The organism is Anaerovibrio slackiae (genome assembly GCF_009695585.1).
GTDB classification, from domain to species: domain Bacteria; phylum Bacillota; class Negativicutes; order Selenomonadales; family Selenomonadaceae; genus Anaerovibrio; species Anaerovibrio slackiae.
This window is the reverse complement of record NZ_VUNR01000030.1, coordinates 1-20,869: the sequence shown is the minus strand read 5'-3', so window position 1 is coordinate 20,869 and position 20,869 is coordinate 1. Positions and strand designations below refer to the sequence as shown.

Annotated in this window: 19 protein-coding genes; 5 read left to right on the top strand and 14 right to left on the bottom strand. The window is 51.7% G+C overall.

Annotated features, from left to right (window positions below):
* Positions 1–51: 51 nt before the first annotated feature.
* The 3 genes from larC to larE all read right to left on the bottom strand — a co-directional run bounded on the left by larC (position 52) and on the right by larE (position 3,157).
* Positions 52–1,512, bottom strand: a complete 1,461-nt coding sequence (larC, locus tag FYJ84_RS12075; RefSeq protein ID WP_154407860.1) for a nickel pincer cofactor biosynthesis protein LarC — start codon at positions 1,510–1,512, stop codon at positions 52–54.
* A 63-nt stretch (positions 1,513–1,575) separates the two neighbouring features.
* Positions 1,576–2,328: a nickel pincer cofactor biosynthesis protein LarB gene (gene larB, locus FYJ84_RS12070; protein ID WP_154407859.1), complete on the bottom strand. Its 753-nt coding sequence runs from the start codon at positions 2,326–2,328 to the stop codon at positions 1,576–1,578.
* An 82-nt stretch (positions 2,329–2,410) separates the two neighbouring features.
* A complete protein-coding gene (gene larE, locus FYJ84_RS12065; protein WP_154407858.1) occupies positions 2,411–3,157 on the bottom strand; it encodes an ATP-dependent sacrificial sulfur transferase LarE in 747 nt (248 codons plus the stop codon).
* A 319-nt stretch (positions 3,158–3,476) separates the two neighbouring features.
* Between larE and lexA the strand changes: the two genes are divergently transcribed.
* Positions 3,477–4,100: a transcriptional repressor LexA gene (gene lexA, locus FYJ84_RS12060; protein ID WP_154407857.1), complete on the top strand. Its 624-nt coding sequence runs from the start codon at positions 3,477–3,479 to the stop codon at positions 4,098–4,100.
* 173 nt (positions 4,101–4,273) lie between these two features.
* Here lexA and FYJ84_RS12055 read toward each other — a convergent pair whose 3' ends face one another.
* The 7 genes from FYJ84_RS12055 to mqnE (FYJ84_RS12025) form a co-directional block, all read right to left on the bottom strand.
* Complete coding sequence (locus FYJ84_RS12055) at positions 4,274–5,515, bottom strand: methionine gamma-lyase family protein (protein ID WP_154407856.1); 1,242 nt, start codon at positions 5,513–5,515, stop codon at positions 4,274–4,276.
* Between the two features lie 88 nt (positions 5,516–5,603).
* Positions 5,604–6,608, bottom strand: a complete 1,005-nt coding sequence (locus FYJ84_RS12050) for a nucleoid-associated protein (protein WP_235901466.1) — start codon at positions 6,606–6,608, stop codon at positions 5,604–5,606.
* Positions 6,609–6,714: 106 nt separating this feature from the next.
* A complete protein-coding gene (locus FYJ84_RS12045) occupies positions 6,715–7,911 on the bottom strand; it encodes an MFS transporter (RefSeq protein WP_205764242.1) in 1,197 nt (398 codons plus the stop codon).
* A gap of 96 nt (positions 7,912–8,007) precedes the next feature.
* Complete coding sequence (locus FYJ84_RS12040; RefSeq protein ID WP_154407854.1) at positions 8,008–8,865, bottom strand: MTAP family purine nucleoside phosphorylase; 858 nt, start codon at positions 8,863–8,865, stop codon at positions 8,008–8,010.
* A gap of 3 nt (positions 8,866–8,868) precedes the next feature.
* Positions 8,869–9,897 carry a cyclic dehypoxanthinyl futalosine synthase gene (gene mqnC / locus FYJ84_RS12035; protein WP_154407853.1) on the bottom strand — a complete coding sequence of 343 codons (1,029 nt, stop codon included), beginning with the start codon at positions 9,895–9,897 and terminating at the stop codon, positions 8,869–8,871.
* The gene (gene mqnE / locus FYJ84_RS12030) at positions 9,897–11,063 is read right to left on the bottom strand and encodes an aminofutalosine synthase MqnE (protein WP_154407852.1); all 1,167 of its coding nucleotides are present in this window, start codon (positions 11,061–11,063) and stop codon (positions 9,897–9,899) included. The genes mqnC and mqnE (FYJ84_RS12030) overlap by 1 nt, the downstream gene beginning before the upstream one ends.
* 101 nt (positions 11,064–11,164) lie before the next feature.
* Positions 11,165–12,301: an aminofutalosine synthase MqnE gene (gene mqnE, locus FYJ84_RS12025; protein WP_235901464.1), complete on the bottom strand. Its 1,137-nt coding sequence runs from the start codon at positions 12,299–12,301 to the stop codon at positions 11,165–11,167.
* A 518-nt stretch (positions 12,302–12,819) separates the two neighbouring features.
* Here mqnE (FYJ84_RS12025) and FYJ84_RS14845 point away from each other — a divergent pair.
* The 4 genes from FYJ84_RS14845 to bioA all read left to right on the top strand — a co-directional run bounded on the left by FYJ84_RS14845 (position 12,820) and on the right by bioA (position 17,193).
* Complete coding sequence (locus FYJ84_RS14845; protein ID WP_268878738.1) at positions 12,820–12,945, top strand: hypothetical protein; 126 nt, start codon at positions 12,820–12,822, stop codon at positions 12,943–12,945.
* 1,267 nt (positions 12,946–14,212) lie between these two features.
* The gene (bioB, locus tag FYJ84_RS12020) at positions 14,213–15,295 is read left to right on the top strand and encodes a biotin synthase BioB (protein ID WP_154407850.1); all 1,083 of its coding nucleotides are present in this window, start codon (positions 14,213–14,215) and stop codon (positions 15,293–15,295) included.
* Positions 15,292–15,984 (top strand): dethiobiotin synthase, encoded by a 693-nt coding sequence (gene bioD, locus FYJ84_RS12015; RefSeq protein WP_154407849.1) that lies wholly within the window; start codon positions 15,292–15,294, stop codon positions 15,982–15,984. Before bioB ends, bioD begins: the two co-directional genes overlap by 4 nt.
* Complete coding sequence (bioA, locus tag FYJ84_RS12010) at positions 15,985–17,193, top strand: adenosylmethionine--8-amino-7-oxononanoate transaminase (RefSeq protein ID WP_154407848.1); 1,209 nt, start codon at positions 15,985–15,987, stop codon at positions 17,191–17,193.
* 96 nt (positions 17,194–17,289) lie between these two features.
* Here bioA and FYJ84_RS12005 read toward each other — a convergent pair whose 3' ends face one another.
* The 4 genes from FYJ84_RS12005 to FYJ84_RS11990 all read right to left on the bottom strand — a co-directional run bounded on the left by FYJ84_RS12005 (position 17,290) and on the right by FYJ84_RS11990 (position 20,790).
* The gene (locus tag FYJ84_RS12005; RefSeq protein ID WP_154407847.1) at positions 17,290–18,729 is read right to left on the bottom strand and encodes a 6-phospho-beta-glucosidase; all 1,440 of its coding nucleotides are present in this window, start codon (positions 18,727–18,729) and stop codon (positions 17,290–17,292) included.
* Positions 18,730–18,798: 69 nt separating this feature from the next.
* A complete protein-coding gene (locus tag FYJ84_RS12000; protein WP_235901463.1) occupies positions 18,799–19,140 on the bottom strand; it encodes a PTS lactose/cellobiose transporter subunit IIA in 342 nt (113 codons plus the stop codon).
* Between the two features lie 329 nt (positions 19,141–19,469).
* Positions 19,470–19,772: a PTS sugar transporter subunit IIB gene (locus tag FYJ84_RS11995; RefSeq protein ID WP_154407846.1), complete on the bottom strand. Its 303-nt coding sequence runs from the start codon at positions 19,770–19,772 to the stop codon at positions 19,470–19,472.
* 436 nt (positions 19,773–20,208) lie between these two features.
* Positions 20,209–20,790 carry a family 1 glycosylhydrolase gene (locus FYJ84_RS11990; protein WP_154407845.1) on the bottom strand — a complete coding sequence of 194 codons (582 nt, stop codon included), beginning with the start codon at positions 20,788–20,790 and terminating at the stop codon, positions 20,209–20,211.
* Between the last annotated feature and the right edge of the window lie 79 nt (positions 20,791–20,869).

The window sequence follows — 20,869 nt, the reverse complement described above, 5'->3', positions numbered from 1 at the left end:
TTCTAATATATATTCTAGCACACAATAATGCCAATTGTATAGTATAGCACATTATAGCATATTTTTCTGCTTCATGGCGGACATTCTTATTAATTCATAGGCAGAAAGGTAGTCCAGCCCCTTTCTTTCCTGCAAAAGCCTGATGCTTCTATACTCCGGATAGCATTTCTCTATGTCCCCATAGCGGCACAGCTTGACCTGAACGGCAATGCCGTCAACCATGATCTCCTGCAGCTCCCTCTCCATAATGTGCCGCTGGAAAAGCTGGCTGCGGATGCCGATGCTGCTGGTATGCCGGAAGATAATCCCCTCCATGCTGCCGGTATCCTCCGGGCGGCAGATAACCCCAAGCATGTAGGCAGGGCGGTTTTTCTTCATGTAAATAGGCGTAAACCAGGCATCCAGTGCCCCGGCAGCCATGAGCTTCTCCATGACCAGCCCCAGGGCCTCGCCATTGCTGTCATCAATGTTGGTCTCCAGGCGGGCTACCGTGTCTGCCTTGGCTGCCACGCCAGCCATGCCTGCCGTATCTCCCCTGCCTGTCGTGTTCTCATGCCCGGCATCATCCTTGACGGCATCTGTATCCAAAAGCAGCAGCCGCAGGAAGCTGGGCACGCTGTACTCCCTCTTGCCAGCTCCCATGCCGGAGGCAATAATCCGATACTCATCCGGCAGCCTGCCCGACGTGCGGATAGCTGCCGCCACTGCCGCCCCTGTAGGCGTCACCAGCTCCCCCTCTATGTGGCTGATTTTCAGCCTGAGGTTATGCTGCAGGGCGATATTGGTCACGGCAGGCACCGGCACTGCCATAATGCCGTGCTGGCAGCGGATGGTGCCGCAGCCGTCGGTGAGGCTGCCCACTACAACCCCATCCAGCCGCAAATCCTCCAGGCAGACGGCAATGACCACAATATCCACAATGGAGTCCACTGCCCCTACCTCATGAAAATGCACCAGGTCAATATCCGTGCCGTGGGCCTTTGCCTCAGCTGCTGCCAGCACGTCAAATATCCTCAGGGCGGTGGCTCTGGCTGCCGGGCTCAGGCTGCTGGCAGATAAAATCTCCCGGATTTCCGGCATGCCCCGGTGCTCATGATGGTGATGATGATGGTGTTCGTGGTCATGCTCGTGGTCATGAGTATGCTGCATGTGTTCATGGCTGTGCTCATGGTGATGGTCATGACCGTAGTGCTCATGTTCATGCTCATGTTCATGTTCATGGTCATGCTGATGCTCGTGGTCATGGTCATGCTGATGCTCGTGGTCATGGCCGTGCAGATACGCCATATCGTGGTCGTGATTTTCGTGCGCTTTATCAAGCTTTACCAGAAAATCACACATATCAAGCCCTGCCTTCTTCACCCGGGAAATTTCCGTGGCAAAGCCCCTCACCGGCAAACTGGCAAGCACCTCCTGCACCTTCTCATAGCTTGCCCCCAAATCCAGAAGCGCAGCCGCCATCATATCACCGCTGATGCCAAATGGTGCATCAATATACAAAATCCTGCTCATTATATCCCCCTTCTTCTAATCACAGCCCTGTGCATTATTGATAGCTATACCGGCACGCCCCAATCACGCCTCAGCTGCTGCCAGCCTGTTAATCTGGGCGGCAATATAGCCTGCCCCGTAGCCGTTATCAATGTTTACTGTGGCTATGCCGTTGGCACAAGAATTTATCATGGTAAGAAGTGCCGAAACCCCGTGAAAATTGGCCCCATAGCCTATGGAGGTGGGCACGGCTATTACCGGCTTATCCACCAGCCCGGCTATGACACTGCCCAGTGCCCCCTCCATACCGGCAACGGCAATCACGCAGTTGGCCTTCTGAATAATGTCCAGCCTGGACAGCAGGCGGTGGATGCCGCTGACACCTACATCATAAATACGTTCAACGTAGTTGCCAAAATACTCCGCCACCTGTGCCGCTTCCTCTGCCACGGGAATATCTGCCGTACCTGCTGTACAGACAGCGATACAGCCCTGCTTCTGCCTGGCTGACCGCACACAGGTAATAATCCGTGACAGCTTGTCATATCTTGCCTCCGGCAGCCTGGCAGCAATCAGCTCATACTGCTGCTCAGAGGCACGAGTTGCCATGACCTCCCCCTCGTCCTCAAATATCCGCTGGAAGATCGCCAGCAGGTGCTCATCCGCCTTGCCCTGGGCAAAAATTACCTCGGGAAAGCCCGACCTGACACGCCTGTGGGTGTCCACCTTGGCATAACCCATATCCTCAAAGGGCTTTCGCCGCAGGTAGCTTTCCGCCTCCGCCAGGGAAATCTCCCCCTGCCTTACCTTTAGCAGCATTTCATGCAAATCTTTCATATAAACATTCCTTATATACTCATTATATGCCAATTAACTGTACTTATTATTCACGGCACTGTAAAATTAACAGTATTTTTTATCAGCGATCTTTTAAGTCCAGGTAAACCTCATCAAAATACTGCTCCAGTACATACAGCACCAGATACCTTTCCCCCATCAGCTTTGCCATCTGCTCCGGCTTCAGCTGCAGCTTGGCGGCATTGCCCAGCACACGTACCCGGAAATCCCGATACCCCAGGGACATGAGCTCGCTTTCAGCCTTTTCCACCTTTTCCAGAAGCTCCTCCGTTACCGGCATGCCGGTAGGAATCCTGGTAGCCAGGCAGGCATAGGCAGGCTTGTCCCAGGTCATCAGCCCGGCTTCCTTGGACAGGAGCCTGATGGCGGTCTTGGTGATGCCGGACATGCGCAGGGGGGAAAGCACCTTCATCTCCCGCAGGGCAATGGAGCCTGCCCTGTCGTTCAGGTCATCCGAGGCATTTGTGCCATCGATGATGACATCGTAGCCATCCTTTGCCGCCTGTTCCTTGATAGCGCCAAACACGTTGCACTTGCAGTAGTAGCAGCGCATGGCATCATTGGCCACCACACGCTCATCCTCCAGTGGTTCCACATGCAGGATTGTCATGTTATCCGCCCCCACGAACCTTGCCACCTCCATGGCATCCTGCAGCTCAAATTCCGCCTGAAACTTTCCCTTCACATAGTATGGCTTGATATCAGCCCCGCACTTCTTTGCCGCATAGAGCAGATAGGAGGAATCAACGCCGCCGGAAAAGCCCAGCGCCACCTTTGGATATGTTGCAAAAAATTCCTTTAAGTCCATAGCACAAATCTCCCGTTTTAAATAACACAGATAAAAATAGCACAGATACATCCAACACTAACTATTAACTACTAACTAATTGACTAACTAACCAATTAATCAGCTAACTAATTCAGTAACTATTCTATATTATACTGTATTGAAGCCAATTGTTCAAACAAATATCTTACATATTTGCTCATAAATCCCCTTTTCAAAAAAATTTTTCATACCCGAGGCACTTTTGTTTGCAGAACGCTTTACAATCAAACGTTTATATGGTACAATAGATTTACATCGAATGTGAAATCAAAATAAAAAATGAAAGGAAGTTTTGTTTATGGGACGCAAGCGTTGTGCAGACAAGAGAATGGAGCAGATTTACAAGGTTATCAAGGAGCAGCTGATGAAGAAAGGTTATCCGCCTTCCGTTCGTGAAATCGGCAAGGAAGTAGGGCTGAAATCCAGCTCCACCGTACATGGCTACCTGAACCAGCTGGAAGCAGCAGGCATGATCCGCCGTGACCCTACCAAGCCTAGGGCAATTGACCTTTTGGAGGACAAGCCTTGGGAGCGCACTGTCAATGTACCGCTGGTTGGCACCGTTACTGCCGGTATGCCTATCCTGGCACAGGAGAATATCGAGGATACCTTCGCTTTCCCTGTGAACCTCATGGGCACCAGCAGCGAGTGCTTCATGCTCCGGGTAAAGGGCGAGAGCATGATTAACGCAGGCATCAACGATGGCGATTACCTGATGGTGCGCCAGCAGAATACCGCTGAGAACAGCGACATTGTAGTGGCTATGGTCAACGACGATACCAGCGAGGGCGCTACTGTAAAGCGTTTCTTCAAGGAAGATGACCGCATCCGCCTCCAGCCTGAGAACGACTCCATGCAGCCAATCTACGGGACTGATGTATCCGTCCTGGGCAAGGTTATCGGCATCTATCGCCAGATGTAAAATCACGCCTGCTGCCACAGGCAGCATAGCCGCCGGAACCCCGGTGGCTAAAGGGCAACACAACTGAAAAAATGCAAGCAAAAAGCTGTACTTCTGCCGGATTCATTCTCCTGCAAAGGTACAGCTTTTTCTTGTACAGCATGGGATATAAAATGCTATGGCAATATGGGATATTATTGCAAATCCTCTATTGCCTGGGCGGCCCCCATGATGCCCAGAACGGCATGCTCGAAGGTCAGGCCGCCCTGCAAATACACATTGTATGGCGGTCGCAACGGGCCATCGGCACTCAGCTCAATGGAAGCCCCCTGCACGAAGGTGCCTGCCGCCATGATAATCTGGTCGGCATAGCCCGGCATATCCCACGGCTCCGGTGCCGCAAAGGAATCCACCGGAGAATACTTCTGAATACCACCGCAGAAGGCAATCAGCTTCTCCGGGGTGTCCAGCTGGATAGCCTGAATGATGTCCCCCCGGATGTCAGTTGGCAGCGGCAGGGTTTTGTAGCCCAGCTTGGCAAACAGGGAGGCAGCAAAGACCGCACCCTTTATGGCCTGTGCCACCACATGAGGTGCCAGGAAGAAGCCCTGGAAGATCATGCGGTTGTTGGCCAGGGATGCCCCCAGCTCATCCCCCATGCCCGGCGCAGTCAGCCGGTAGGATGCCAGCTCCACCAGGTCAGCCCGGCCTGCAATATAGCCGCCGGTCAGTGCCACGCCGCCCCCAGGATTCTTGATCAGGGAGCCAGCCATGATATCTGCCCCTGCCTGCACCGGCTCACGGGTGTCCACAAACTCGCCGTAGCAGTTGTCCACGAAGCAGATGCAGTCAGGCTTTGCCTTCTTCACCTCTGTGCAGATGGCCTGAATCTCCTCCAGTGTCAGGGGATTGCGCATGGAATAGCCCCGGGAACGCTGTATCAGCACCAGCTTGGTATCAGGGGTAATCTTCCCGGCAATGCCAGCCATGTCCACCCTGCCCTCAATCATCGGCAGCTCGTCGTAGAGAACGCCAAACTCCTTCAAAGAGCCCTTGCTGGGATTGGCGTAGCCGATAACGGTCTGCATGGTGTCATAAGGGGCATCGGTAATGGAAACCAGCTTATCCCCCGGCCGCAGGATGCCAAAAAGCACCGTAGCCAGAGCATGAGTGCCGGAAACGAAATTGGTACGCACCAGGGCACGCTCCGCCCCAAAGACCTTGGCGTACAGCTCCTCAATCTTGGTTCTGCCAATATCGTCATAGGCATAGCCGGAGGTTGTGTTGAAGTGGGCCTCGGACACCTGGCACTCCCGCATGGCATCCAGCACCTTCAAGGTATTGGCTTCGGCAATCTCATCGATGTGCCTGAACATAGGTGCAGCTTCCTGCATGGCTTCGGCTTTAATGGCTAATAATCTCTCTGAAAATGACATTTAACAACATGACTCCTTACTTGTATTGATAACGTATTTATATTTGGTAACTTTGCTTATTGCAACTGGCTTATTTGCAGCTGGCTTATTACTTATTGGTAATATTCTGGATGTTTTTCAGAGTGATGGACATAAAGCCGTCATCGTCCTTGTAAAACTCCACAAATTCCGTATTCTCAAAAAACTCCGTAGGTATCACCAGCTCAATGCCCGTATCGGTACTGAGCCTGTGCTTGCGCATTTTTTTCAGGGTTGCTTCCTGATTGACCACCACCGGCTCCCCAAAACCGCTGTTTTCCATCTCCTGCCTGTAGTCAGCCTGCATGGAAGGATTGTCCTTGAATACCGCCATGCCCACCTCCTGTGGGTCCAGCTGTCCGTCAGGCTGGAGGTTTTCCGCAATGTAGCTCTTGACGGCAGCAGCCGCCTCCACCTGATCCTGGCAGTAGGCCTCCGTGACCTTCTTGACAGCCTTGCTGATTTCCTTGATTGTCTCGTTGGGAGATGGGGACTGGGCGCATTCCAGCAGAAGCTCCGGCAGGACAAATACCTTGTTGCCGTCAATGGAATACCGCTTGGCCTTGATCAGCACTTCCTTTGTATCCAGGTTGATGTAGGCAAACTCCTCCATGCGCTGGCTGAGATTGGGCAGCAGGCCGTAGCTGTTCATCACCTCGGTCACCACGCTGCCATCCTCCGCCACGTTGACCTGATGCACATAACCATGATTGTTGGTACACTTGAACAGCACCAGCTGCGGGGTATCGTCAACCCGTATCTGGCAGACAAACAAATCTGCACACTCTATATCCTCTGCATGGCTGAGAGGCTGGTACAGGGCATTGGCTACCTGCTGAGAAAACTCCGCAAAGCTTGCCTGCCCCTCCTGATAAGCTGCCAGATGGCTGCTGAACTCACTGCTTTCGTAAAATTTGCCCGTCTTGGCATCCTGGCTGCCGATGGTCTTTTCCACATGCTTCACCAGAAATTCCCGCGTGCCCTGTTCCAGCTCCAGCTCCTGGGCTGACAGCACCGGGGTACCCCCGGCAAAGTCCAGGATATGCAAAATCGCCTTTTCGATGATTACCAGCATAAGATTCCTCACATTCCTCCAGCTATTACGCTATTGCATTATTATATTATTGCATTATCGAGTTATTGCGTTATTGCGTTATTGCGCTATTGCCCATTCCGCATCATTATCCTTCAACTTTGGGATAAGGCGTCAGTGCCGTAATAATTGCCGCCACAGCCATAGGCAGGACACTGAGCAGCATGGCGGTTTCCAGCCCCACATAGTCACCCAGGGCCGCGGTAATAGCCGCTCCTACGCTGCCAAGGCCGAAGCACAATCCCATCATCATGCCGGAAGCCACACCGATGTACTTGGGCATCAGCCGCCCGGTCCAGACAATGGAGCTGGGCTGTGTCCCGTGGGAGCAGGCACCCCCCAGGAACAGTGCCAGCATGGTCCATATCCCGGCATCCGGATATTCAAAGAAAAATAAAATCGGCAGTGCCGACACCGCCAGATAAGTGACAATCAGCCGCTTGTGGCCGAACCTGTCCCCCAGCTCGCCGCCGCTGATGCCTCCGGCAGCGGAACCCAGCAGGAACACCGCCAAAAGGCTGCCTGCCATCATGCTGGAATAGCCGTGGGACAGGAGCACCAGGGGCAAAAAGGTGGATACCGCTACATGGGTCCAGCAGCGCAGTGCCTGTGCCGCATTCAGCATTACCACGGCCCTGTTGCTGACAATCTCCCGGAAGCTGATATTCTGCCCCCTGTCCTGCCCATTCTCCCTGGCAAGCCGGGATTTCTTGGCGTTGGCTGAGGGCAGACAGTAGATGCCGCTGAAATAGTATGCCGCCCCCAGCAAAAAGCCGGGGATGGCCAGAAGGGGCAAAAGCTCCAGGGAAAAATACTCAATGAAAGCCGTCACCACCACCGGCACAATGGCAAAGCCCACATTGCCGCTGACGATGTAAAAGGACATGTACCGCCCCAGGTATTTTGCCGTGCCCACCTTGTCCAGAAGGGCAATGCCCAACGGGTGGATAATGGCCACCATCAGCCCCATCAGGGCACATAACAGGAACAATACCGGCTGATTGGGGGCATAGCCTGCCAGGCAGATAAAAAGGCCGCACAGGGGCACCGCCCACACCAGCCAGCTGCCGCAGTCGTGCCTGTCCACCACATAACCCACAAAGGGCTGAATGGTGCTGGCCATAAAAGCCAGTACCATGACCAGCACGCCGCACATGGTCAGGGACATATCCAGCTTCACCATAATCAGCGGCAGCAGCACCGGCAGAAAATTATTATAAAAATCTGCGGCAAAATGCCCCATGCTAAGATAAAAAATCCCCGCCTTCGTGCCGCATTTCAACATATTCGCACCATTTCCTTTCAAAAAAGCTATCCCTATAAAAATTACATTTTACGCAAATTACATGCCAGCTATCCATTCAGCTGATTATCCTTTTTGTTATCCCTTGTCGGACTCTTTATTGTATACGTCTTTCAGCAGGGTTTCCTTCCGCAGGGACAGGCATTCACACTGCTTGTCCTCTGCCGAGACATTGCGGATGGTTTCCAGCAGGATGTCCCCGATCATGGCCGCATCATCATAGAAGATATTGGACATGTCCTCATGGGACCAGACCTTGATGCCCTCCCCGTAGTTGACAGTGAAGTACAGCCCTGCATAGCAGGCACCGATTTCCCGTGCCAGATAAACCTCCGGGCACAGGCTCTGCCCCACAATATCCGCATGGCCATTCAGCATTGCCACCTCCGCCGGGCTCTCAAAGTGCCTGCCGTCTGTTACGGCATAGGTGCCCCGGGTAAAAATCCTGCCCGTAAACCGCTTCCGGGTGGCATCTATCAGTGCCTGCCTCAGCTCCGGGCACAGGGCATCACGCATTACCAGAAGATACCGCCCGTCCAGCATGACATCCTTCCGCATGGACATATCCAGATAATCGTCAGGTATCATGAAATCACGGATATCCAGCAGCCTGTTGACTGTGCCAACGCCGCCCTCGGAGAGAATCCGCTTTACTCCGGCAGCGCGGAACACCCAGAATACCTGCCGGGAGGCATCCGCCCGGGTGACGCCGCTGCGCCAGCCGTGCATCTTCACAGTCAGTACCCTTTTTTCCCCCACGGAAAAAAGCCGGAAGGCAGGGCTCTCCCCATAAGGGGTGGCAAAATGCAGCCCATCTGCCTCCACCTTTACATCCTCCGCCCGGACATTCATGGGAAAATCACTGGACAAAGTGCCCGAACCGCCCACTATGCCATATTCCGCCTGTGGAATATTATCACTCTTTATAATGCTCATTGATTAAAATCTCCTGATAATCCTATACTCCGTGTCACGCTGGGCAGGCTTCTTTCCTGCTCCGCGGATTAAATCAGCCATCTTTTTGATGGACATATCATAAGCCGTGCCTGCTGCCCTGACCACGTTTTCCTCCAGCATGATGCTGCCCAGGTCATCTGCCCCGAATCCCAAAGTCAGCTGGCCGATGCGCTCCCCCTGAGTAACCCAGGAGCCCTGGATGTGAGCCACGTTGTCCATGTAGAGCCGGGTCATGGCAAGGGTGCGCATGTAGTCCCAGCCGGAGGTCTTCTCTCCCCCCAGCTCCGTGTTGCCCGGCTGGAAAGTCCAGGTGATAAAGGCACGAAAGCCCCCGGTCCTGTCCTGCAAGCGGCGGATTTTCTCCATGTGCTCCACCCGCTGCGCCATGGTCTCACCCAGCCCGATAACCATGGTTGCCGTGCTCTCCATGCCGATGGAATGGGCGCACTCCATTACATGAAGCCAGTCCTCGGTCATGATTTTCTTGGGGCTGACCTTCTGGCGGATTTCATCCACCAGTATTTCCGCACCGCCCCCCGGCAGGCTGTCCAGCCCTGCTGCCTGCAATCTTTTCAGGCAATCCAAAATAGAGATGCCTGCCTGACGGGCAAAATGCTGGATTTCTGTTGCCGTAAAGGAATGAATGGTAATATCGTACTTGCTCTTGATTAGGCTCAGCATCTTTTCATAGTATTCCAGCCCCAGATCAGGGTATAGTCCCCCCTGGATCATCACCTGGGTGCCCCCGGCCTCCACGGTCTCCCGTACCTTTTCCAGTATCTCATCGTAGGTCAGAAGGTAGGCATCCCTGCTTTCCTTCCTGCGGAAAAAGGCGCAAAAACGGCACTCATTGACACACACATTGGTGTAGTTGATGTTCCTGTCCACAATAAATGTCACGGTATCGTCAAACCGCTTCCTGCGCTCTGCGTCAGCCCTGCGGCCCAGCTCCACCGGGTCTCCGTGCAGCAAAAGCTCCTCTGCCTCACGCTCATTCAGCCTGTTACTCATCACTGCACCGCTCCTTCCCTGCCGCCAGCCTTTGCATCATCTGACCGTGCATCATCTAAATTTGCTTTCTCTGCCGGTAAGTTTGCATCCTCTACCGGGTGATAGAAGGTATCACGCTCCACCGGCACGAAGCCGGCCTCTGTGATCAGCTGCCGCAGCTTGCTTCTGGTAATGCCTGTATTGGTCTTGGCCCCTGCTGCGTGGATAATCTTTTCCTCGCCGATGGTGCCGTCCAGATCATCCGCCCCAAAGCCCAAGGCCAGCTGGGCAATCGGCATGGTCAGCATAATCCAGAAGGCCTTGATATGATCGATATTGTCAAGAATCAGCCGGGACAGTGCCATCATCTTCATATCTTCCCAGGAACCGACACGCTGCAAATGAGCCAGCTGGGTATTGGCAGGGTGGAATGGGAATGACACGAAAGCCTGAAAGCCCCCTGTCTCATCCTGAATGTCCCGGAGGGTAATCAGGTGCTGCAAGCGTTCCTCAATGGTCTCAATATGGCCGTACATCATGGTGCAGTTGGTGCGGATGCCAAGGGCATGGGCTGTCTTGATGGTCTCTATCCACTCTGCCGTGGTGGCCTTTTTCGGGCAGATTTCCCGGCGCACCCTGTCACTGAGGATTTCCGCGCCGCCTCCCGGCAGGGAGGACAGACCTGCCGCCTGCAAAATCTCCAGCACCTCCCGGATGGATTTGCCGGTCATCTGGCTGAAATGCACGATTTCCACCGGGGTAAATGCCTTGATGTCCGCCTCCGGCAGTGCCGCCCTGACCTGCTTTACCACATTCAGGTAATAGTCAAAGTCCTTGGTTGGATGCAGGGCACTGACAATGTGGATTTCCCCCAGGTTGCGCACCCCTTTGGCTTCCTCCAATATCCTGGCTATATCCTCTGTCTCCAGCACAAAGCCCCGCTTGTCCCCTTCCTCACACTGAAAGGCACACAGGGGGCAGCCCGATGTGCAGATATTGGTCAGATTGATATGCCTGTTTACATTATAAAAAACGCTCTTGCCGCTTTTGCGCTCCTTCATCTTCCGCGCACAGGCCGCCAAAAACAACAGATCGTTATCCTCATAGAGAGCCAGCGCATCCTCCAGGGAAAGCCTCTCCCCCCGCTCTGCCCTGCCCCTGGCTGCCTCAATAGTCTTCTTGTCCATAAAACCTCTTACCTCAAAACCTTTTAACTAGAAACCTTTTATCCCGAAACCTTTTATCTGATAATAATACTGCCCCTGTCCGGCACCCTGCCCCAAAAATGTCACTGCTGTGCTGCCTGGGCTACCTGGGCCTGCTGGTCTTTTTCCGTAAACATCCTGATGATATTGAAGTTGCAGTCACAGGAAGCAGGAATCCTGCCAGCCTCCCGTATAATCCTGATAATCCTGTCCTCGCTGAGAGCCGTAGGGCTGGTAGCACCTGCATCGTGAAGAATGGTTTCCTTGTGGATAGTGCCGTCCATATCGTTGGCGCCGAAACCCAGCGCCACCTGCGCCACCGGCACGGTCAGCATTACCCAGTAGGCCTTGATATTCCTGATGTTGTCCAGCATCAGCCTGGAAATGGCTATCATCCTCAGGTCATCCCACATGGAGGTCTGCTCCACCATCTCCCCCAGCTCCGTGTTCTTCGGCAAAAACGGGAAACAGATAAAGGTCTGGATGCCGCCGGTCTCATCCTGCAAATCCCGGAGCTTCAGGAGATGGTCAATCCTTTCCTCCATGGTCTCAATATGGCCGTAGAGCATGCTGGCATTGGTCTTGATGCCAAGCCTGTGGGCAGTCCGGGATACATTCAGCCATTCCTCAGCCGTGGCCTTGTTGGGGCAGAGCCTTTCGCGCACCCTGTCACTGAGGATTTCCGCACCGCCACCGGCTATGGCCTGCAAACCGGCTGCCTTCAGCTTCAGCAGCACTTCCTCTACGGTCAGTCCGGAAATCTTGGCAAAATGGGTGATTTCCACCCCGGTAAAGCCCTTCAGGTAAAGGTGAGGAAAAGCATCATGCAGTGCCTGCAACCTCTCTAGATAATCCTCAAAGGTCCAGTCCGTGTGCAGGCCGCTGACTATATGCAGCCCGGCAAGATTCGGGTCCTGCATGGCCTCCTTCACCTTTGCCACAGCTTCCTCCACGCTCATGGCATAGGCCCCCGGTGCGTCCTTGTCCTTGCCAAAGGCACAGAACTTGCACTTGGATGTGCAGATATTGGTCAGATTTACATGGCAGTTCACATTGTAGTAGACAATATCGCCGCATTTTTTCTTGCGCACATAGTCCGCCATGCTGCCCAGCCAGGCAATATCCCGGCATGCCAAAAGCCGCAGCCCGTCCTCGCGGGTAAGCCGTTCCCCCGCAAAAATCTTCGCTTCAATATCCTTGTAATCTTCTGAACTATACAAAATAAAACCCTCCATACATGCCATATTCCGTTCTATTGCATACAAAGTACATTATAACACTTGAAGCTATAACAGGCAATTTCACATGTACAAAAAAATTTCAGTTTGTCGTAGTGCCGGTTTGTTACTTCGTGCACATACTGACTAAAATGGTTTGATAGTTCGTGGACTCTGTTCAGACATTATAAATGGACAGGTAGCGGCAGTACCCATAGAAAACTCGCTCTCGCTCTTAGCACAGCCTCGCGCTTCTAAGCTCCTGCATCGCTTACGCTCGCACTCGCTAAGAAGCGAGGCTGCACTCAAGGTTTTCTTTGGGTACATGCCGCACCTGTCCCTCTTTTGTCTGAACAGATACAACAAAATAATCCAATTGCATTAAATCAGTATGATACTGCAGCAATTAATCTGACTTCACGAAAAAGCTGAAAAGGGGGGCGGAGTGGCTGACGAAACCTGCTACTGTCAACCGTTGTATAAACGTGCAGCATTACTCAGGGGGAGCAGGTGGCGGCAGTATGGAAGCCTATGGCTTTTTTATGGAGCCTACCCCGGAGCATCCGTCTAAGTGGTACAACCCATCGGAAACAGTGGCAGCTTTGATGAAAATGTACCAGGAACTGACTGAAAAAAGCAACGGTTAAAAACATCAATTTATGGGGTTTCACGTAGCACTAAATGCTATCAGACTGCTACAGGAACTGCTACCAGACCTGCTACGTCCTATAATATATATAAGATAAAGATAAATGCATAAGACGAATGATAATATTTTTTTCTCACGCCAGCTTATTGCCGCCTTCAACAGCGGCAATAAGGCTGGTGCTTTTTTCTTGCAGGTTGACTTGATGAAAAAAATGCTGTAAAATGAAAACATAAAAAAAGAGCGAACCACAACGATGGTTCGCCGCTATAGGTTTTTGGGGGAAATTATCCGACCATACACCAGTGCAGCAACACTGATGGTCACAACATCTACGAAGAAGTCATCCTGGCACGGATGGCTTTTTTCGTGCAGTAAAACTACTAAAAGATGTGGCCGATATGTGACTTATATCTTAATGCAGAAGCATCAAAGCCAGTTCGCCCGTAATTGTTAGCTTGCACAACAGCGCTACACCAGCTACCACAACTAATGTGATAAGCGGTATAAGCGCGCGTATTGCTTCAGCTAATGCCTTATCACAGGCGCTTCCCTTTTCAGGGAACACTTTTATCGTACCTTAGATAACATAGCCATGCTATCACGCTCTCTGCGGTGAAAAACTGCTGGGCAGAACCCACCGCCTTATTTATAGAGCGACCATCATTCCGTATCATTGATAACGGTATTTTCATACCGCGTCCGCCCTGCAGGCATATCCTGCAACACATGTATTGTACCATATTTATGACAAAAATACAACATGTAAGTTCTGCCAAAATGCTTGCAAGTATATTGGCAGTATCAGGTTTCGTCAGCCTCCCAGCTCCCCCTTTTCAGGCTTGCTCGTAAAGCTGTATGGGGCACTATGGTAACAAATAATGTATGTGGTTCTGTCATTTTGTTTATATCTGTTCAGACAAGAAAGGGATGAGTGAGGACAGTACCCATAGAAAACCTTTGTTGTACCTCGGTGCTTAACGATACGCGAGCCACAGGCGAAGCGTGAGTTTAGCATCCGCTAGGTACAACTAGGAGCGAGAGCGTGTTTTCTATGGGTAGCTGTCCCGCTCAGCCCATTTTAATCTGAACAGAATCCACAAACTAACAAAATTCATCCGTTAATGTTCCAGAAGTCTCATACCTTCACTACGACAAACTGAAATTCATCCGTGTCAACTTAAATCGAAAATAGGTTGACAATACAAAAAATGGCTACTAAAATGTAAACTAACAATAAAAATCAAGTTTACGAAGGAGTTTTACCCATGACTACTGAAAACAATGCAACTGCGATAAAGGGCGATATGCTGAAGCTGGCGGAGGAGATCATTGCCGGGCGGCGCATCAACCGGCAGGATGATTTGAGCATTTTCCTGACCTGCGATTTGCAGGAGCTATGCGAGGGGGCGGACAAAATCCGTGCCGCCTGCGTAGGCGACCACGTTGATTTATGCGCCATCATCAACGGCCGCAGCGGCAAATGCCCGGAAAACTGCAAGTTCTGCGCCCAGTCAGCCCACAACCACACTGACTGCCAGCCTCACCCTTTCCTGCCAACAGAAGAATTTGTAGCGGCAGCCAAGCTGCACGAAAAAGAGGGCGTGCACCGCTTTTCCATTGTGACGGCAGGACGCTCCCTGTCAGGGGAGGAATTTGATGCCGCCATTGAGGCATACAACGCCATGAGCAAGGAAAGCAATATTGAGCTGTGCGCCTCCATGGGCTTTCTGAACGCGGAGCAGCTGCACCGCCTCCATGAAGCAGGTGTCACCAGCTATCATCATAATATTGAAACATCCAAAAGGAATTTCCCCAATATCTGCACCACCCATACCTACGATATGAAGATTGAAACCTTGAAGCTGGTGAAGGCAGAGGGCATGTGCGCCTGCTCCGGCGGCATTATCGGCATGGGCGAAACATGGGAGGACCGCCTGGATATGGCTGTCAGCCTGGCAGAGCTGGGCATTGACTCCATTCCCCTCAACGCCCTGATGCCTATCCCCGGCACGCCCCTTGAGCACCTGCCATCATTGAGCGAAGCTGATATTCTCCGCACGGTGGCATTCTTCCGCTACATCAATCCAGAGGCAAATATCCGCCTGGGGGCAGGCAGGGCGCTTCTGACCAATGACGGGGAAACCGCTTTCCGGGCCGGTGCCTCCGCCACCATTACCGGCAACATGCTGACCACTGTGGCATGTGCCACCATCCGCAGCGACCGCAGCATGCTGCAGGGCATGGGCAGGGATGTAACACCCCCTTATCAGACAACAGCATTGAACGATATGTCCGACACAGATGCAGAGGATACGGAAGTTCAAAAGCAGGAGGCGGCAGAAGCATGAGCAAGGCTATTTTCATCACCGGCACAGGCACGGATATAGGCAAGACCTACGTTACAGGGCTGATTGTCAAAAAGCTGGCGGAAAGCGGCGCATCTGCCGCCTATTACAAGGCTGCCATGAGCGGCAATGACCGCCGCCCTGACGGCAGCCTCATACCGGGAGATGCCCTTTTTGTCAAGAATACATCAGGCATTGCCCAGCCTTTGGAGACCATGTGCCCCTACATCTATGAAAATGCCTATTCCCCTCACCTGGCCTCCAGAATTGAGGGTAACCCGGTGGAAATGCCTGTGGTGAAGGAGGGCTTCCAGAAGCTTGTAGGGGAATATGACTTCATCACCATGGAGGGAAGCGGCGGCATCCTCTGCCCTATCTGCTTTGACGAGGCCAAAATCCAGCTTGAGGATGTTATCAAGGAACTGAACCTAAGCAGCCTGCTGATTGCCGATGCAGGCCTGGGCACCATCAACAGCGTGGTGCTGACCGCAGAGTACATGAAGGCTCGCAATTTGACGATAAAGGGAATTATCTTCAACAACTACCATCCGGGCAATATCATGGAGGATGACAACATCCGCATGTGCGAATACATGACAGGGCTGCCGACATTGGCCAAGGTCTCCCCGGGGGATAATGACCTGCACATAGATATTGATGTACTGAAAAATCTTTATAATGAGGTGAATTAAATGATTTGGTATCCATACCAGCAGATGAAAAACATGAAGGAGCCCTACAAGATTGAGGATGCGGAGGGTGTCTATCTCTACACAAAGGATCAGAAGCTCATTGACTCCGTCAGCTCCTGGTGGTGCATGATTCACGGCTACAAGCACCCGGAGCTGACAGCAGCCATCAAGGAGCAGGCTGACAATTTCTGCCATGTGATGCTGGGAGGGCTTACCCATGAGCCGGTGCAGCAGCTTTCTGCCAAATTGCAGGAATTTCTGCCGGGAGACCTTGATTACTGCTTTTTTTCCGACTCCGGCAGCGTAGCTGTAGAGGTTTCCCTGAAGATGGCACTTCAATACCATGTGAACAAGGGCAACAAACGCACTCTGGTGCTGGCCTTGAACCGTGCCTACCACGGTGATACCTTCAAGGCTATGGAAGTGGGCGATGACGAAGATTACCACTTTGCCTTTGAGCAGAAGGACGGCGTTGACCAGAAGGCTGGCTGCATCCATATCCCTACCACCATCCCTGCCCTGGAGGAGGCCTTTGCCAGGTACCATGACCAGCTGAACAGCTTCATTGTGGAGCCTCTTTTGCAGGGGGCTGGGGGAATGCAGATGTATGATGTTTCTTTCCTGCAGAGGGCACGGGAGCTGTGCAGCCAGTACGATGTGCTGCTGATATTTGACGAGGTGGCAACAGGCTTCGGGCGCACCGGCAACCGCTTTGTAGCCGACCTGGTGCTGCCTGATATCCTGGTGCTGGGCAAGGCTCTTACCGGTGGCTATATCGGCCATGCCGCCACCGTTGCCAACCACAAGGTCTACGATGCTTTCTACAGCGATGATGACCGCAAGGCTCTCATGCACGGCCCTACCTTCATGGGCAACGCCCTGGCCTGTGCCGTAGCCCTCAAGGGCATCGAAATCTTTGAGCGTGAGGATTACATGGCAAAAATCAAGCGCATTGATGCCATCTCCCGGCGGGAACTTGCCGGTTTTGCCGATGAAAGGATTCAGGAAATCCGCATCATGGGTGGCTGTGCCTGCATTGAGGTCAAAAATCCTGACACCCTCAGAGGCTACCAGCAGTTTGCCTATGAGCGCGGGGTATTCTCCCGTCCGTTCCTCAGCTATATGTACTCCATGGTACCATATATCATTGAAGAAGAACCGCTGGTGAAAATCTTTGACACCATGAAGGCATGGTTCAAAGAGCATTAAGAACCATATCATATACAATTAGCAAAAGAGCACAGGCTCCACGACACGTTCTTCGTGAAGCCTGTGCTCTTTTATTTGGCAATCAACATCTATGCCTTAGACCGGCACATCAATCTCCTTGGACAAATTCTCGCCATTTGTCTCAATTACCCTCTTGTACCAGTAATAAGACTTCTTCGGCTTCCTGGCCAGGGTGCCCTCGCCCTTGTTATTCTTGTCCACATAGATAAAGCCGTAACGCTTCTCCATCTCGCCGGTACCGGCAGATACCAGGTCAATAGGCCCCCATGGGCAGTAGCCAATCAGGGTTACCCCGTCCAGCTCCACCGCCTTCTTCATCTCAGTGATGTGGTTGGCAAAATACTCAATGCGGGCATCATCGTGAATCATGCCGTCAGCTTCCTCATGCTCATGGAGGCCGATACCGTTCTCCACAATCATCAGCGGCAGCTCATAACGCTCCTGCAAGAGGTTCAGGGCATAGCGGAGACCTATCGGGTCAATCTGCCAGCCCCAGTCATTTGCCTTGACGAAAGGATTCTTCTTCTCCCTGCCAAGATGGCGGACATTGGACTCATCGTACTCAGTAGTAAAGGTCATATAGTAGGAGAAGGCAATATAATCAACCGTGCCCTCCTGGATAATCTTCAAATCTTCAGGCTCCATCCTGATATCGGTGCCGAAACGCTCCCACTCCTTCAGGATGTAGCTAGGGTAATGCCCCCGGCACTGCACATCAGCAAACACATAGGTCCTGTCCATCTCCTTCAGAGCCGCAATCTGATCCTGAGGAGCAGCAGAGGCCGGATAGGTCGGGCAGAAAGCAATCATGCAGCCAATCTGGAAATCAGGATTGATTTTGTGCCCCTCAATCACTGCTATGGCGGAAGCCACAAACTCATAGTGGGCCGCCTGGTACATAACCTGATATCTGTCCTCCCCTTCCTTGTACAAAAGGCCGGAATTGGTAAAGGTCAAAAACGGGCTCTCCGTGTTGCGCTGATTATTGATTTCGTTGAAGGTCATCCAGTACTTGACCTTGTCCTTGTACCGCTCAAAACAAACCTTGGCAAAGCGTACAAAGAACTCAATCATCTTGCGGTTGCGCCAGCCGCCGTACTCGTTGGCCAGGTGCAGCGGAATCTCGAAATGGGACAGGGTTACCACCGGCTCCATGCCATATTTATGCATCTCGTCAAAGAGGTCATCGTAGAATTTCAGGCCTTCCTCATTTGGCTCAAGCTCGTCGCCATTAGGGAAAATCCGCGTCCAGGCAATGCTGGTACGGAAGCACTTGAAGCCCATGCCTGCCAAGAGGGCAATATCCTCCTTGTAGCGATGATAAAAATCAATTGCCTCATGATTCGGATAATTTTCACCCTCAATAATGCCGTCCGTAATGCCCCGCTCTACGCCCGGCGCACCTACGGTCATTACATCAGCCACGCTAGGCCCCTTGCCGCCCACATTCCAGGCTCCCTCCAGCTGATGGGCAGCCACCGCGCCGCCCCACAAAAAACCTTTTGGTAAAGCCATAATAAATCCTCCCAGTGCTTAGTTACTTGTATATTCCAATTGTATCACAATCTCTTAGCCACGACAATTTTACTTGGCAAGCTTTTCCATTTCCTTGTACACATCAATCAGCTCCAGGGCAATCAGCTTGAAGCCCTCGGCACTCATCAGCTGGTCCTCCGCATGGATAATCAGCAGGCAGGCAACAGAATCCCCCTCTGCCTCCTTGCCCAGCATCTCCAGATGGGCATCATGCCCCTGATTAAAGGACTCATCACCCTGGGCAATCAGCTTCTCAGCTTTCTCATAATCATGTGCCTTTGCCGCATGAATCGCCTCAATGTAGCAGCTTCTTGCCGTACCTACCGCAGCAATAATCTGAAAAGCACCCATCTCAATTTCTTCATTCATAACAGCAGCCTCGTTTGCCATAAGTCAGGCAGCCTCCTTTTCTTCCTCAACCATATTATTATCCATCTTCTTTACAAACGGGAGTTGAACTACTCCCTCCTAACGCTTAGCGTTTGAGGAGGGAGATTCCCACTTCTACGAGAACAGCCTTCTGCCTTGGCAAAAGGACTTACACACTCTCCGTGGGCGTTAATTTCCGTAGTTCCTACGGTATTTTTTTATGCAATAAAAGATCGCATAAATAGGACAAAAAAATTGCCTGAATCAGGGGGAAAATTGTAAGTAAAAAGGCCGAAGCAAGCTGCCCCAGCCCTTTTATATGGGAATATGTTAAGAAACCGATATGAAAATTACAGCCCCATCATCTTCTTGGCGAGAGCCAGCACGCCCTTGCCATCCAGACGGCCATACATGCGCATCTCAATAGCATCAACAGGCTTGCCAGGCAGCTGCTCCTTTACCTTGCCCAGGTTGAAGCTTACCTGAGGGCCAAGCAGAACAACGTCAGCATCAGCAGCCTTGGAAGCAGCCTCGTTCATAGGGAATGCATCGATGGAGCACTCAAAGCCCTCTTCAGCTGCAGCAGCTCTCATCTTCTTTACCAGCATGGAAGTGGACATACCTGCGGAACACAACAAAACAATCTTCTTCATAAATAACCTCTCCTTTAACCTCTCATTTGTTATTGCTTTTACCTAACTTCTATGGTTTTATTTTACCATCAGCAGGAAAGCTTTTACAATACCTGCAGCACGGCTTGAAATAACGTTTCAGTAAATCCCCCCTTCATCTGAAACATTATTCCAGCGTCCAGCAGCTAAAATCATAAAAAAATCATAACATATTTATGTCTTTTGCTACTCTCATATTATATGACATATATATGCCATAAAGCAATGAATAGACAAAATATTTATCCTTATTCTAAAAAATATTGCTTTGAAGAACTCATGCTTCTCCAACAGAAAAGGCAGCCCCCCACCTGCGGCACAGTGCCACAGGCAGGTACAGGCTGCCTTCTCCCTCTATATAGCAATAACATCAAAGAGGCTAGTATATAGTTTTGTCAGCCAGCAGGGGCACGCCCCATCAGCCGATTTCAATCTCCCGTGAAAGGTTCTCGCCATTGGTCTCGATTACCCGCTTGTACCAGTAGAAGGACTTCTTCGGCTTGCGGTTCAGGGTACCCTCGCCCTTGTTGTTCTTGTCAACGTAGATAAAGCCATAACGCTTTTCCATCTCGCCAGTGCTGGCGGAGACAATATCAATTGGTCCCCAAGGACAATAACCCATCAGAGCCACGCCGTCCAGCTCTACTGCCTTCTTCATCTCGGTGATGTGGTTGGCAAAATACTCGATGCGGGCATCGTCATGGATGATGCCGTCAGCTTCCTCATGCTCGTGGAGGCCGATGCCGTTCTCCACAATCATCAGCGGCATCTCATAGCGCTCCTGCAGCACGTTCAGGGTATAGCGGAGGCCTACAGGATCAATCTGCCAGCCCCAGTCGTTTGCCTTAACAAACGGATTCTTCACTTCCTTGCCCATGTGACGCTTGTCCTCGGAGTCAAAGGCACTGGCAAAGCTCATGTAGTAGGAGAATGCCAGATAATCAACCTTACCCTCCTCGTATAATAAGTTTTGTAAGCAAGATATCCGCCTTGTATGCAAAACTTATTTTTCTTTTTACAACTAAATATTTTTCTATGAAATTGGATTTCCTGATGCTACAATAATCAAAGAGATTATG

Bases quoted from the DNA above. Each gene is read 5' to 3' on its own strand.
- mqnE (WP_154407852.1), bottom strand. From the start codon at position 11,063: ATGGACAAGAAGACTATTGAGGCAGCCAGGGGCAGGGCAGAGCGGGGG.
- larB (WP_154407859.1), bottom strand. From the start codon at position 2,328: ATGAAAGATTTGCATGAAATGCTGCTAAAGGTAAGGCAGGGGGAGATT.
- FYJ84_RS12005 (WP_154407847.1), bottom strand. From the start codon at position 18,729: ATGGCTTTACCAAAAGGTTTTTTGTGGGGCGGCGCGGTGGCTGCCCAT.
- FYJ84_RS11995 (WP_154407846.1), bottom strand. From the start codon at position 19,772: ATGAAGAAGATTGTTTTGTTGTGTTCCGCAGGTATGTCCACTTCCATG.
- bioB (WP_154407850.1), top strand. From the start codon at position 14,213: ATGACTACTGAAAACAATGCAACTGCGATAAAGGGCGATATGCTGAAG.
- mqnC (WP_154407853.1), bottom strand. From the start codon at position 9,897: ATGAGTAACAGGCTGAATGAGCGTGAGGCAGAGGAGCTTTTGCTGCAC.
- FYJ84_RS12000 (WP_235901463.1), bottom strand. From the start codon at position 19,140: ATGGCAAACGAGGCTGCTGTTATGAATGAAGAAATTGAGATGGGTGCT.
- FYJ84_RS12050 (WP_235901466.1), bottom strand. From the start codon at position 6,608: ATGCTGGTAATCATCGAAAAGGCGATTTTGCATATCCTGGACTTTGCC.
- bioA (WP_154407848.1), top strand. From the start codon at position 15,985: ATGATTTGGTATCCATACCAGCAGATGAAAAACATGAAGGAGCCCTAC.
- FYJ84_RS14845 (WP_268878738.1), top strand. From the start codon at position 12,820: ATGGAAGCCTATGGCTTTTTTATGGAGCCTACCCCGGAGCATCCGTCT.
- FYJ84_RS12040 (WP_154407854.1), bottom strand. From the start codon at position 8,865: ATGAGCATTATAAAGAGTGATAATATTCCACAGGCGGAATATGGCATA.
- larE (WP_154407858.1), bottom strand. From the start codon at position 3,157: ATGGACTTAAAGGAATTTTTTGCAACATATCCAAAGGTGGCGCTGGGC.
- FYJ84_RS12055 (WP_154407856.1), bottom strand. From the start codon at position 5,515: ATGTCATTTTCAGAGAGATTATTAGCCATTAAAGCCGAAGCCATGCAG.
- FYJ84_RS12045 (WP_205764242.1), bottom strand. From the start codon at position 7,911: ATGTTGAAATGCGGCACGAAGGCGGGGATTTTTTATCTTAGCATGGGG.
- bioD (WP_154407849.1), top strand. From the start codon at position 15,292: ATGAGCAAGGCTATTTTCATCACCGGCACAGGCACGGATATAGGCAAG.
- larC (WP_154407860.1), bottom strand. From the start codon at position 1,512: ATGAGCAGGATTTTGTATATTGATGCACCATTTGGCATCAGCGGTGAT.
- lexA (WP_154407857.1), top strand. From the start codon at position 3,477: ATGGGACGCAAGCGTTGTGCAGACAAGAGAATGGAGCAGATTTACAAG.